This is a genomic window from Dyadobacter subterraneus, assembly GCF_015221875.1.
Lineage (GTDB): Bacteria > Bacteroidota > Bacteroidia > Cytophagales > Spirosomataceae > Dyadobacter > Dyadobacter subterraneus.
The window spans coordinates 1,047,273-1,060,891 of record NZ_JACYGY010000002.1 but is presented as its reverse complement, the minus strand read 5'-3'; the positions used below and the strand labels follow the sequence as shown (position 1 = coordinate 1,060,891).

The window sequence follows — 13,619 nt, the reverse complement described above, 5'->3', positions numbered from 1 at the left end:
CCCAATTAAATCTATCAAAAATTTCAGAATCAATGAGTGAAATAATAACATACAAAGTTCCAACCATGGCCGAAATGGCGGCTAATCATGAAATGCCGGAAGTGCTTTTCTGGGTTGGCTGTGCCGGTTCTTTTGACGATCGCTATAAAAAAGTGACGGTAGCTTTTGTAAAAATATTAAACAAAGCAGGTGTGAAATTTGCGGTCTTGGGAACGGAGGAAAGCTGCACCGGCGATCCTGCTCGTCGTGCCGGTAATGAATTCACTTTTCAAATGCTGGCCATGTCCAATATTCAGGTTCTGGATATGTATGGTGTAAAAAAGATAGTAACGGCCTGTCCTCATTGTTTTAATACGCTTAAAAACGAATATCCCGAACTTGGTGGAAATTATGATGTAGTTCACCATTCCGAATATTTGCAGCAATTAATCAACGAAGGCAGAGTCAGAATTGAAGGTGGGGAAACTTTCAAAGGCCGCAAAATAACTTTTCATGATTCCTGTTATCTAGGAAGGGCAAATGGCATTTACGAGGCACCTCGCCATGTTTTGGAAGCGTTAGATGCTGATCTGGTTGAAATGAAACGTTGCAAAACCAAAGGACTTTGCTGCGGCGCAGGTGGCGGACAAATGTTTAAAGAACCCGAAGCCGGCAAGAAAGATATCAACATAGAGCGTATTGAAGAAGCCATTGAAACTGGCGCAACAACAATTGCTGTTGCCTGCCCATTTTGCATGGTCATGATGACGGATGGCGTTAAAAACAAGGAAAAAGAAGATACGGTTAAAGTTTTTGATCTCGCAGAACTGATTGCACAGGCCGAGGGACTATAATTTCAGTTTTTCACATCGCTTATTGTTTTTGAAAACTTAACAAATAACCCGTAATGTCTGCCAGTGCCTGTTCGTCTAAACCCAGATTAATGGGTTCTGGCATTAACGAGTTAGGAAGTTTTTCGCGCTTTTTGATATCTGTTGACTTAATCACATATTTTGTTCCTGCAACATCTTTCAGTACTACATTATTCCCGTCACTTAATAAAAATCCGAAATAGGATTCTCCTTTTTTCGTAGTAACAGCATAGGCTTCGTAACCAAAAACAATATTGGCCGACGGATTTATGATCGCGTCAAGCAAGGAAGTTTTGTCAAATTTTTCATGAATTTTGGTAAGATCCGGACCAATTTCTCCTCCGTCTTCACCGTGTCTGTGACAAACTGCACAGTTGGTAATAAATATTTTTTTGCCGTTTTCAGGATTTGCGGTCATCCGGTTAATAAAATCAACCTTCATCACTTTTCCGTTTCGTGGAAAAAACTGACTGCCGACCGTCCGCACGTTTTGACTTGGGTTTTTGAAAATTAATTCACTCACTGATTTCGCAATCGTATCCGGAAGTTTTCCCTGAACTCTCATTTCAATCAACATATCACCGCCGGACGGATCCAGCGCCATTTGTTTTGCCGAAGAAATTCTTGCTGTTAAAGATTGTTTCTCATCAGAAAGCGTTCTTTTTAAAGTTACCATTTTCTGATTAACTGGTGCAGTTGTACCCGATTCAAAAGATTTCCAATCCAGCAAATCGGCCCAGTCATTGGTTTTTCTAAAATTCAGCCACCATGTAGCATCTGAAGACACATCCGGAAGTTTGGATTTCGATAATTCAAGCATTGCCACCGCTGCTTTTTTATCACGAATAAACGCCAGGGCAGTCACAGATTTTTTACGCTCCGATTTTAAAATACTTGCAGCCTCGGCCCGTAATTTCAAATCATTAACAGCTGCAACCGGATGTAATCGCCAGATAAGATTTAATTCCTGCGCTTTCCAGGATTTTGGTTCCTCCGGATAAATTTCCTTAACCAAAGTATAAACTTCCATTTCCTTCCGTTCTGAAACGGTTCCAATTGCTTCCAGTAACCACGGATCTTTTCCGTCATACTGTTTTAAAAGCTGGCGAATAATTTCTTTTGATTGTGAAAAAGGAATATCTCTTAAAGAAGTCGCAACCTCAGCTTGAACTGCGGCATCAGGATCTGCTGCCAGTTGTTTTGCATAAGACAAAATATCTGAATTTGTGGCCCTGAGTGCGCGATAAGCATTCAATCTTAAAGCCGCATTCTGACTTTTTAACAAAGTTTCAACTTCCGCTTTTCCTTTTTCTCCCAACTGTGCCAATAACCATATTGCCCTTGCCGAATGATAGGGATTTTCAGATTTTAAAAGTATTTTAACTGGCTCAACAGCGGTATCACCTTTCTTTTTCAATAAGTCAAAAGCCACTGCTCTGACATTGACAGCAGGATTTTTTAGTATTTCAATCAAACCTTCCGTTGTCGTAAAATCAAGTTTTGGAGCGACTGGTTTTTTATTTTTGGGTGTAATCCTGAAAATCCGACCGTATCCTTTTTTATCTTTCATCGCATGGCCGCCCACAATCGGATCATACCAGTCGGCGATGTATAATGCTCCGTCCGTGCCCGCTACAATATCCGAAGGCCGAAACCATTTTCTGGTATCATTATCGGTCTCAAACCATTCATATTTCTCCGAAGCCTGGGAAAAAGAACTGATCAGATTTTTTCTTTTCAAATCAAATCCTGCTCCGTTTTTTTCCGGTTTATAAGCAAAAATAACATTTCTTCCTGCCTCACAACTTAGTAACATGCCTCTGTATTGAGGCCCTAAACCATCTCCTTCATAAAACATAATTCCAGTTGGTGAACCCGCTCCGGTATTATCGCCAGCCGGCATCACGCCCGGATCTTCCTGATGCCAATGCGCTGTAAAAATATCTTGTCCGGGACGCCGATCTGCCTGCCAGAATCTTGTTCCATCCGACGAAAAATATCCTGCGTTTCCATATTCCGGCAAGTAAGAAGTGCGGCACGTAATTACCTGATCATCATTATCATTCTGCCAGCGATTTCCGTAGCTATCCATGCAAACTTCATAACTGTTACGAAAATTATGGCCGACTACTTTCAGTCCTGTGCCATCCGGATTAATTCTCAAAGCCAGCCCTCCTACCCAAATCCGGCCATCGTCAGATTTCATATTCCCCTCATTTTTCAAATTATAAGGCGTTCCTCCGGTATACAAACTTCCGCTTCTGAGCATCCAGCCACTTTTGTCCTTGACCATATGCGGACCGGCATTTCCCGTGTTGAAATACCACAAACCATCCGGACCAACAACCAGAGAATGCAAGGAATGATCATGATCAAAACCACCAAAACCTGTCAGAAAAACTTCCCGTCTGTCCGGTTTGTCATCACCATTATCATCCGTATAAATCAACAAATTCGGAGCGCAGGAAACGATAACTTTATTGCCGATTACAGCAATTCCCAGCGGTGCCGTCAACAAAGAATCTTCTACAAAAACTTTTGAATTATCAGCCTTTCCATCACCATCTGTATCTTCCAGAATCATCACCCGGTCGCCCTTTTGTTTGTGGGATAATCTTTCGGCAGGTTTTGTATTGAAATCGCGGTAATTAACGGCTTCGGTAATCCAGATTCTTCCTTTTGCGTCCACATCCATATTCGTGGGATTATTGAACATCGGTGCCTCTGCCCAAAGCGTCGCTTCCAGATCATCAGGTGTGTAAAGTTTTGATGTATCACCAGCCAGACTTTTTAGAGGATTTTTAGTTTTTATCAATCCATAATCAGTTGAATCTTTATCCGTCGAAAATGATAAAAACAGACTTAGCAGAAGTCCGGAAAAAGTTAGAAAAATCAGCGTTGGGCGCATATTTAATTAGAAAATGCAGGTGATTTTATTTATCAGAATTGAAATAGTTTATTCAAATATTTCTTATTGTGTTGATAACAGGTGACGATATCCACATCCTTTGGACTTGCCCATTCCAACTGCATCCAGCCCTCATAACCCATATCTTTAACCGCTTTTGCAATTTCCGGCCAGTTCAGCGTTCCTTCACCCAGTCGCTGTCCATTTTCCTTCATGTGAAGTTCACAGATCCGATCTTTACCGAGAATTTTCAATTCTTTGAAAACATCATTTCCTGCATCTGTTGCATTTCTGAAATCGTAGTAAACTTTTACAGATTTCGATCCGATCTGGTCAATAATACGGATATGTTCCTGAGCCGTCAGGTAAGATTCTATTCCTAATGTAATACCTGATTTCTCAGCGTAAGGCGCAGCTTTTTTCAGTTTTTCAATAACTGCATTTTGTCCGGAAATATCATTTCTTAAATCCCCTTCCGAAAAAAATGCCAGTAATATTACCTTGGCATCCAGCGCTTTGGCCGCATCAATACTTTTCAAAACCCATTCTTCGGCTCTTGGATCAGATTTATACGGTACCCGGTTTAATTCACCAATAGCCAGACTTGATATTTTTATTCCTGAATCCGTTGAAGCTTTCCTGATCATTTCCAGCGTTTTCGGATCTGATAAACCTGTTGGATCTTTGCTTGTGTTGTAGCTAACCTGCACGCCTTGCAAACCAATTTTTCTTGCAATATCAAAAGCGTCAGGTGATAAAGATTTGCCCAAAGACCAGTCGCAGGCCCCAAGCTTAAAGGCAGATTTTGCTGTCGGGAACAGTTTCATGCCTGCCGCAGCACCGAACATTAATGCAGATTTTTTAATCGCTTGCCGCCGGTTCATCTTATTTATTTGCTTTTCTAAAAAAAGAAAGAAACTTTGTATTATACTGTTGGAGAAATCTCGTTAAGCTGATTAAGCATTGAAATGACTGCATTCAGGATTACGAACTTAGTTTTCCTGTGACTTGTTTTAATACTTACCGCATCAACAGATTACATTTTTAATTTAATAAACTGATCACCATGTATATCCCTTTTAGTGAAATAGATTTATCAGCCCGTGTCTGGATTTATCAGGCTAACCGGAAATTTACAGATGAAGAAGTTGGTATTCTTACGGAAACTTTGAAAGCCGCTTTGGAAAATTGGGAGGCACACGGACATCCGCTTACGGCATCAGGGAAAATTTTCGAACACCGGTTTGTGGTAATCGCAGTGGATGAATCGAAAGAATTGCCAAGCGGTTGTTCTATTGATAAATCGGTTCACTGGTTACAGGAAATTGGCAGCAGGTTGAATATCGATTTCTTTGACCGTTCTCTGGCCTATCTTGATGATAACAATAATGTTGAAACCATTCCGGTTCCGAAAATTAAACAGGCCGTTACGGAACAGATCATTACACCATATACTACAATTTTCGATAATCAGGTAACAACCAAGGCACAATGGATGAAACGCTGGAAAACGCCGGCATCCAATTCATGGCTCAGTCGTTATTTTTCAGCTCAAACTGCTTCCTAGTTTTGAAAGGTTTATCCGGCGGCTTAGCTTTGCAAACTACTTACTGATACCTGCATGAAAACTTTTGGACTGTTTGCCACATTTTTTTTCGTAATTTTACTTACAGGATGCGACAAAAATGTTGTTTACAAAGCATACGAAGACATTGACGACGGCCAGTGGTTTATCAAAAATACGCCTTCTTTCAAGGTTGAAATCAAAGATAGCACGCAGCTTTATAATGTATTTTACCTGGTAAGGAATACGTTGCAGTATCCTTACTATAATTTATATCTGACAAGAAAAATCACGGGGCCGGACACCACTTTGATGTCAACAACGCTGCAAGAGATTTTTATCTCCAATGAAACAACAGGAAAACCATTTGGTAAAGGTTTGGGAGATTTATTTGATCATAAAATTCCTTTTCTGACAAATTATAAATTCCCAAAATCAGGTACTTATACTTTTACACTTTCCCAGTCGATGCGACAAAATCCATTGCCGTTTGTGATGGGAATTGGTATAAGTGTTGAAAAAGTTGAGAAGTAAACAAATAAGGATTCTCCGTGAAAGAGAATCCTTATTTGTTTTAAATATTCGAATTTGACTGATTTCCTGATTGACTTTCCGGTCTTTTACGCGGACGGTTTCGATAATTCCGGTATCGCTTTTTCTTAACTTCCTGTTGCTCCACAATCTTTTGCAGCTCTTCTGCCTTATCCTCTTCAACTTCGTGAACAGGTTCTCCAAGCAAAAATCCGTATGGTTCCAGACTTGGAATGGTGTCTAAAATAACTTTCAAAATTGCCGTAACCGGTAACGCCAGAATTAAACCTGATAATCCCCAAAGCTGTCCGCCCAAAAATAAAGCTACGATCGCAGCCATCGGATTCACACTTACTTTTGATCCGACGATGTTGGGTGTGATAAAATTTCCTTCCAGAAACTGAACAAAGCTCATCACCCCGATAACGCCTACTGCATACCAGTAAGAATCCATGGTAACAATACTCAACAAAGCCGGAAATAGTGAGCCAATCAAAATTCCGATGTAAGGGATCAAAATTAAAAATCCTGCTAAAAATCCGAAGAAAATAGCGTGCGGCACACCCAGAATTAAAAGTCCGATACTGTTTAAAACGCCGACAATAATGATAACCAGAAATAATCCGGACAAATAACTTTGGATTACGCTGTAAATCTTTTTCAGCAATGCATTCAGATCTTCGTTAGGAACGCCGGCTATCGCTTTGTAAAAAAATCTTCTGAAAAAATCCCGGTAAAGCAGGAAGAAAAAAACGTAAAGCGGAAGTAAAATAAATGTTGAAATGGCTCCGGTTGTCGTTACCAGTGTGTTTAATAATACAGCGCGTCCTTCGCTGAGCATATCAACCAGATATCTTTTCGCCTCAGTAACTTGCTGTGTACGGCTCAGACTTAAATACCGTTCGCCCATCGTTAAAGTCTGATCCAGAATGATTTCTGCCTTTTCCGTAATTCTCGGTAACTCCTCTGCAAAACCACCGATCTGGATTGTTACGACGTAGGCCAGAATAAAAATTATGATTATCAAAACCAGAATGCTTAATAAAATTGCGGCAATACGCGGAACACGACGATGTTCAAGCCAGACGCAAACAGGATGAAGAAGTATCGCAAGCAAAACTGAAAAAGCAAGCGGAATTAATGTTTCACGAAGTACAAAAAGAATATAAACACCTGAGATTATTGCAACAAGAACGCTGGCCAGCTTCAGGTACGCTGGTGTTTCTTTATCTTTGTTTGATAGTGATTGTAAAGGACGATTCATGAATAAGTTATATTATCTGTTATTTGCTGCAAAGACTGTTTTTTCTACCTGTAATCCGGATAAAGCGAATGGTTTTGACAAAGTATTTTCCCATTATACATTCACCAAAATCGGTAAATTACCGATCCAGGCAAATGAAAGTTCCGGTATAGCCAAAAGCCAGAACAAAAATGCCTTCTGGACACATAACGACAGTGGCGGAAAACCTGAATTATACGAAATTGACTTCCAAGGTAAGCTTCTGTCTACAAAACTTATTCCCGATGCAAAAAATTCAGATTGGGAAGATCTTGCAGAAGATAATAATGGTACGATTTATATCGGAGACTTTGGCAATAATGACAACACAAAACGTCAGCTGACGGTATATAAAGTTGCACCAGGAGATTCGACGACCGAAAAGATTACCTTTAATTATGCAGACCAGAAACAATTTCCGCCTTCACAAGACAATTTTAATTATGACTGTGAAGCAATGTTTTACCACAACAAAAATCTTTTCCTGTTTTCGAAAAATTGGAGTCGTACCAATAAATATGTAAGATTATATTCGCTGCCTGCTCAAAAGGGAAATTATGCTATTACGCCTTTTGACAGTATTCAGATTGACACGCCGGTTACCTCGGCAGATATCAGCCCGGACGGGAAAATATTTGCGCTGCTGACTTATGGAAAAATATTACTATTTGGAGTAGAAAATAATGAGATCAATTTTAAAAAACCTTTGGGTTGTTTTAAGTTTGTCAGAAAGCAAGCCGAGGGTTTAATGTTTGTCAATAATACCGATATGATTGTTACCAATGAGCAGCGTGAATTTTTCCGTATTACTTACCGCTGATATTATGTTTTTGTTAACAATGCAATAATGTAGATAATGTCAAAATCACAACAGCTAATTTCGAATTGGATTTAACACCGAAACATCACATGAGCAGTGCAAAAGCAACCCACTCAGCACCGAAGGTATTAGTAGTTGACGACGATTCAGACATAGTTGAGCTTCTGGAATATAATCTTGTTAAAGAAGGATATTCTGTCCAAACAGCCTCTAATGGCAGGAAAGCCATAGAAACAGCCAAAACTTTTATTCCTGATCTGATCCTTTTGGATATTATGATGCCTCAGCTTGACGGCATCGAAACAGGAAGAATTTTACGCCAGAACCCGGATATTAAGCATACCTACATTTTATTTTTAACAGCCCGTTCAGAAGAATATTCTGAAGTGGCCGCTTTTGAGGTTGGTGCGGATGACTACATTACCAAGCCAATTAAGCCCCGCGCGCTGATGAGCCGGATCAATGCTTTGTTCCGTCGTGAAGCACAAAAAGCAGATTCCGGAGATCAGATTGAAGTGCTGGATTTAGTAATTAACCGGAAAAATTATACTGTAACGCAGGGCCAGGATAAATCGATTGTGTTACCGAAAAAGGAATTTGAACTTTTGTTTTTCCTAGCCCAAACGCCGAATAAAGTTTTCAGTCGCGACGAATTGTTGCAAAAAATCTGGGGTGCTGATATTTATGTTTTAGAACGCACCGTTGACGTACATATCCGTAAACTTCGCGAGAAACTTGGTGACAGATATATTAAAACATTAAAAGGCGTAGGTTACATGTTCACAGACGAAGCAGAATAATCAGTTATTAACTTTTTCATCGGTTTTAACTTTTTCGTCCTTTTTGTCTTCCTCATTTTCCTTGTCATCTTTTTCTTCCTCGCTTTTTGGTTTCTTTTTCCTGAAAGCCAGTTTGATATTCACCTGACCTTTTTCATCTACGGCCCGAAGATAAATTCTTGAACCCTTTTTATTCTTCGGGTCGTTAGGACTAAGCTGATAGGTAGAATCACGACGACTCAGATTCCTCAACGGGATTTCAATACTGATATCTGTTTTGTTTCCAAAACTGTAAATCCCATCCAGAAATAAAGTCATCACGTTTGACTCGATTTCCATCGGTTTGATTATTATTTCCTCGCCATTCAAAACAAGGTCATTTCTAATTGGCGCAAAGCGTACCTGTTCCAGATTTCTGTTTTTGAATATCAGTTTTTTCATTTTCAAAAACGGCTCAAAATTGATAATCTGAGCTCTTTCCAAATCCAGTTTCACTTCCCCCTTCATACTTTTTGGTATGAGCGTTACATCGTTTTTAAGATTGGCAGAAAAGTTAAATTCCGTATTCAGTTTTCCTTTCAGATTCAAGTGAGTTACCGCTTTCTGGCCAAAATTGTTGAAGGAATAGAAAACCGAATGAACATCCGCATTATCAACTTTTCCTTTAATTTGTACACGAGGCGGCTCTGATGAATAAGGATTCATGATGGAACCGGAAATTTTCACACCTCCTCCAAATGCTCTCATTGAAAAGTTATTCAGCGCAACGGTGTTATTTTTTACAGTGACCAATCCTTTCATATCCTCCGCTGAAAAATGATGATAAACCATATGTTTGGATTGAATTTTAGCATCAATCTCCATCTGGTCTATTACATTATCAAGCATATCAGAAAGTTTAAATTTCTTTTTGCCTTTCTTCTGAGTTGTTGTTCTTTTTGCTACAAAAACCTCCATCCAGTTCATTTTCCAATTTGGAATATTCATATCCACAGAAGCTTTGAGTATCCGCGGAGACCCAAAAAGATATGGGATCAGGTTTGTAATTGCACCTTTCACATACATCGCATTATGCCCGTCGTTCATATTAAGCACAGGCATCAGAAAATCCTTTTCATCAAAATAAATGTCACCGTTTACCTTTGACATATGAACTTCTCTCGGAATATAATCCAGCGCCAGATTATCAAGTTTTACTCTTCCGATAAGTTTTCCATTAAACTGATCTGTTTTTGGATTATAAAAATTTCGTAAACTGCCATCATAATGAATCTGAATATACGCTTCCCCGCCCCTGACAACATATCGTTTTGGATCCAGCAATCCGTTGACAGTTGCAGAATCAGCTTTCACTTTTCCCCGGATCACCGCAATTGGATCCGTTATATTATCAATTTTCAGGTCAAAACTGAACGGCAGCGTTTCAAATAAACCTTTCACACCTGGCACATTAACCTGCGTATTCAGCAATCCCGGCGGTTTTGTTTTATCACCCTGATTTGTATATACGCCTTTTGCTTTCATGTCCCGGAGCACGCCAATCGGCAGTTGGTACTGAAAAGTATCCGTTTCAAAAACTACATGAACTGCCGGCGGTTCATGAGAGAAAATACCTTCAACACTTACACGGGTATCCACTTTTGTTTTAACGCCAATGGAATCCAGCATGCCGGAAATTTTTTTCGGAAGTAATACTATGGCGTTACTAACTTCAATTTTACGTGCCCCAAAACCCAGGTTGAAATGTGCCGGTTTTTCAGACAAATCAAACAATCCTTTTATCTCGATAAGATCCTGTGTAGCAACCCGAAGCTGGGAAGAAGGACGAAGGTAAAGATGTTTTTTACGTTGGTTATAAGAAAGTGAGAGGTTGGCAAAAGTCTCCTGATTAATCAAAAACCCACCTTTTTCAGGTTTAAAGGTAAGTCCTTCAAAAAATATTGGACCATTAATATTAGCATTCCAGGAGGAATCTGAATGACTGACCCGATTGGTTACGTCCCGAAAAACAGCTCCAAACTTTTTCCCGGTAGTAGAATCTGCGAAGTGAAAACCAAAATTATATAAGTGAATTCTTCCCAGTTTATCGATCAGCTGCTCACCTTTCGAATCCTTCTTTTTTTTGCCTTTTGTTTTTTTAGCGCCAAAAAGAGACATGTTTGTATAACCATCTTTTCTCACAAATAAAGTAGCATCTCCATCCTGAATGACAAGATTTTGCAACCGGATTACTCCTTTGTAAAAACTTCCAAAATCAAGCGCTACGTGGATAAGTTTGGCGTTAAGAAGATCTGTGTTATGCTGATTGTAAAGACTGTCGCGTAAAATGACGTTGTAAAGCGTGAAGTTAAATCCAAAACCATCCTGAAAAGGCCGGAATCTGAAACCTTCAATATCCAGACTTCCGTTAATTTCTTCATTGACAGCCGCCTTCACTTTTACAAAAATCTCTTCCTGATTTTTATAAAACCAAAGTTCCACGCCCGCAATCAGCAGACCAATGAAAAGTGCAAAAATTGCAATGCCTTTTAAGATTTTCTGAAACATTGAGGGGTCTCTACGTGTAAAGATAAAAGTAACTGATTTATATTGAAATGGCTACATCGCCATATTCAATATTGCAGGAGAAATTACTTTTAGATCAGATCATTCACCATAAATTAATTCTATGCAAATAATATGCCAAGGTATTCCGGCTTTTTTTGCCCGGCTTGTGATCTTCCTTTGAACAACTTCGGTATTAACAGCAAAAAATGCTAATTTTGCGCACTCTTTTGCAACTCAAAGAGTTATCATTTTCATTAATATAGTTATAAAATGCTACTGAGCGAACAGGAAATATTGCGCCGCCAAAAGCGCGAGGAATTAATCAGGATGGGAATTGAACCATATCCTGCTGAGGAATTTGTAGTAAATGTTACTGCGGCTGATATCATAAAGAATTACGAAAACAATAAGATAGATTATAAGAATGTTTCGATTGCAGGCCGTTTGATGGGTTTCCGGATCATGGGAAGTGCCGCTTTTGCTGAAATGCAGGACAGTACGGGCCGTATTCAGTTGTATTTCCGCCGCGATGACCTTTGTCCGGGTGAAGATAAAACGCTTTACAATACCGTATTCAAAAAACTGCTTGATATTGGTGATATTATTGGTGTTCAGGGATTTGTGTTCACTACGCAAACCGGAGAAATTTCCATCCATGTTCAGGAATTCAAGATTTTAAATAAATCGCTTCGTCCTTTACCCGTTGTAAAACGTGATGAAGATGGTAAGGTCCATGATGGATTTACCGATCCGGAATTGCGTTACCGTCAGCGTTATGTGGATTTAATCGTAAATCCGGAAGTGCGCGATATTTTCATAAAACGTGCGCGGATCATTACAACCATGCGTTCGTATTTTGATTCAAAAGGATGGCTGGAAGTTGAAACTCCGGTATTGCAAACCATCCACGGTGGTGCTGCAGCGCGTCCTTTTCAAACACATCATAATGCACTTGATACAGATCTTTTCCTGCGCATTGCTACTGAACTTCACTTAAAACGTTTGATCGTTGGTGGATTTGAAGGTGTTTATGAATTCGGGAAATTGTTCCGTAACGAAGGTATGGACCGTACGCATAATCCGGAATTTACAACGGTTGAGCTTTACGTTGCCTACAAAGATTATTTGTGGATGATGCGCATGACTGAACAAGTTTTGGAACAAGTCGCCATTGCAACCAACGGAACTACAAAAGCACAATTTGGTGATGTTGAACTGGATTTTGCAGGACCTTACCAAAGATTGAGTATTACGGACGCAATTCACCAATACACAGGATTGAACGTAGATGCCTTGGATGAGGCAGCAATTCGTGAGCAATGCCGCGCCTGGGGCATGGATGTGAACGATAGCATGGGGAAAGGAAAACTGATCGATGAAATCTTTGGCGAAAAAGTGGAAGAATTTATCATTCAGCCAACATTCATTACGGATCATCCGGTGGAAATGTCTCCGTTGACTAAAAAACATCGTGAAAAACCAGGTATGGTTGAGCGCTTTGAATTATTTGTGAACGGAAGAGAAATAGCGAATGCTTATTCAGAGTTAAACGATCCGATTGAACAACGTGAACGTTTTGAAGATCAGCTGAAACTGAAAGAACGAGGTGATGATGAAGCCATGGAAATGGATGAAGATTTCCTTCGCTCGCTTGAATATGGTATGCCGCCAACATCAGGAATTGGTATCGGTATTGACAGGCTTACGATGTTACTGACCAATAATTCAAGCATTCAGGAGGTTCTTTTCTTCCCCCATATGCGTCCGGAGAAGAAACAGGAATTGGCAAAAGATGCTGATTATATCGCGGCCAATGTTCCGGCTGTATGGATTCCTGCTTTGCAGAAAATGAATATTTTGACGATTGAGCAATTGAAAGCAGCAAATCCGAATAAAATATTTAACGATTTGGGCGGAATGCGTAAAAAATTGAAGATTGACGAAAAAATGCCCGGACTTGAAGATGTTAAAACCTGGGTTGAGTAATTCTTCATTCCTATAAAACAAAAATACCGCAACTTGACACTGCGGTATTTTTTTGCTCTGACAAGCTCCCGACAAGAAAGAAAAACTATATTTTTTTTACTTGTACAGCGTTTAGTCCTTTTTTTCCCTCAACGACTTCGTATTCAACTTGGTCGTTTTCACGGATAGTAAGTCCTCCCAATCCTGTCACGTGAACAAAGATGTCTCTGTTTGTGTCGTCTTCAACGATGAAGCCGTATCCCTTAGCTTCATTGAAAAATTTTACAGTACCTGTTGGCATAATAGTGGAAATAAAAAAATGAAATAAGTTGAAAATACATCAAGAATTGCAAACGTTCCATTAGTAATCTT

General features: G+C 39.6%; 11 protein-coding genes. 6 read left to right on the top strand and 5 right to left on the bottom strand.

Translation table 11 applies throughout. The features are described from left to right. Positions 1 to 32: 32 nt before the first annotated feature. The gene (locus tag IEE83_RS29905) at positions 33 to 833 is read left to right on the top strand and encodes a (Fe-S)-binding protein (RefSeq protein ID WP_194124387.1); all 801 of its coding nucleotides are present in this window, start codon (positions 33 to 35) and stop codon (positions 831 to 833) included. Positions 834 to 852: 19 nt separating this feature from the next. Here the strand turns inward: IEE83_RS29905 and IEE83_RS29900 are convergent, their stop codons facing one another. Beyond that, on the bottom strand, positions 853 to 3,759 hold the full coding sequence (locus tag IEE83_RS29900) for a PVC-type heme-binding CxxCH protein (RefSeq protein ID WP_194124386.1): 2,907 nt from the start codon (positions 3,757 to 3,759) through the stop codon (positions 853 to 855). 32 nt (positions 3,760 to 3,791) lie between these two features. Beyond that, entirely contained in the window at positions 3,792 to 4,643 is an 852-nt protein-coding gene (locus IEE83_RS29895; RefSeq protein WP_194124385.1) for a sugar phosphate isomerase/epimerase family protein, read from the bottom strand. A 182-nt stretch (positions 4,644 to 4,825) separates the two neighbouring features. Between IEE83_RS29895 and IEE83_RS29890 the strand changes: the two genes are divergently transcribed. Both IEE83_RS29890 and IEE83_RS29885 read left to right on the top strand, forming a co-directional pair. After that, the gene (locus IEE83_RS29890; protein ID WP_194124384.1) at positions 4,826 to 5,326 is read left to right on the top strand and encodes a hypothetical protein; all 501 of its coding nucleotides are present in this window, start codon (positions 4,826 to 4,828) and stop codon (positions 5,324 to 5,326) included. 54 nt (positions 5,327 to 5,380) lie between these two features. Continuing rightward, positions 5,381 to 5,857, top strand: coding sequence for a gliding motility lipoprotein GldH (locus IEE83_RS29885; RefSeq protein ID WP_194124383.1), 477 nt, complete (start codon positions 5,381 to 5,383; stop codon positions 5,855 to 5,857). Positions 5,858 to 5,897: 40 nt separating this feature from the next. On the opposite strand, the gene IEE83_RS29880 is transcribed toward IEE83_RS29885, so the two are convergent. Next, positions 5,898 to 7,118 carry an AI-2E family transporter gene (locus IEE83_RS29880; RefSeq protein ID WP_194124382.1) on the bottom strand — a complete coding sequence of 407 codons (1,221 nt, stop codon included), beginning with the start codon at positions 7,116 to 7,118 and terminating at the stop codon, positions 5,898 to 5,900. Here IEE83_RS29880 and IEE83_RS29875 point away from each other — a divergent pair. Then, positions 7,117 to 7,956 carry a hypothetical protein gene (locus tag IEE83_RS29875; RefSeq protein ID WP_194124381.1) on the top strand — a complete coding sequence of 280 codons (840 nt, stop codon included), beginning with the start codon at positions 7,117 to 7,119 and terminating at the stop codon, positions 7,954 to 7,956. The two genes, IEE83_RS29880 and IEE83_RS29875, sit on opposite strands and share 2 nt — an antisense overlap. Before the next feature lie 89 nt (positions 7,957 to 8,045). Continuing rightward, a complete protein-coding gene (locus IEE83_RS29870; protein ID WP_159468620.1) occupies positions 8,046 to 8,756 on the top strand; it encodes a response regulator transcription factor in 711 nt (236 codons plus the stop codon). On the opposite strand, the gene IEE83_RS29865 is transcribed toward IEE83_RS29870, so the two are convergent. Beyond that, complete coding sequence (locus IEE83_RS29865) at positions 8,757 to 11,282, bottom strand: AsmA-like C-terminal region-containing protein (protein WP_194124380.1); 2,526 nt, start codon at positions 11,280 to 11,282, stop codon at positions 8,757 to 8,759. 270 nt (positions 11,283 to 11,552) lie between these two features. Here IEE83_RS29865 and lysS point away from each other — a divergent pair, with 270 nt between their 5' ends. Further along, the gene (gene lysS, locus IEE83_RS29860; protein ID WP_194124379.1) at positions 11,553 to 13,268 is read left to right on the top strand and encodes a lysine--tRNA ligase; all 1,716 of its coding nucleotides are present in this window, start codon (positions 11,553 to 11,555) and stop codon (positions 13,266 to 13,268) included. 85 nt (positions 13,269 to 13,353) lie between these two features. Here lysS and IEE83_RS29855 read toward each other — a convergent pair whose 3' ends face one another. After that, positions 13,354 to 13,548: a cold-shock protein gene (locus tag IEE83_RS29855; protein WP_026629450.1), complete on the bottom strand. Its 195-nt coding sequence runs from the start codon at positions 13,546 to 13,548 to the stop codon at positions 13,354 to 13,356. Positions 13,549 to 13,619 lie beyond the last annotated feature (71 nt).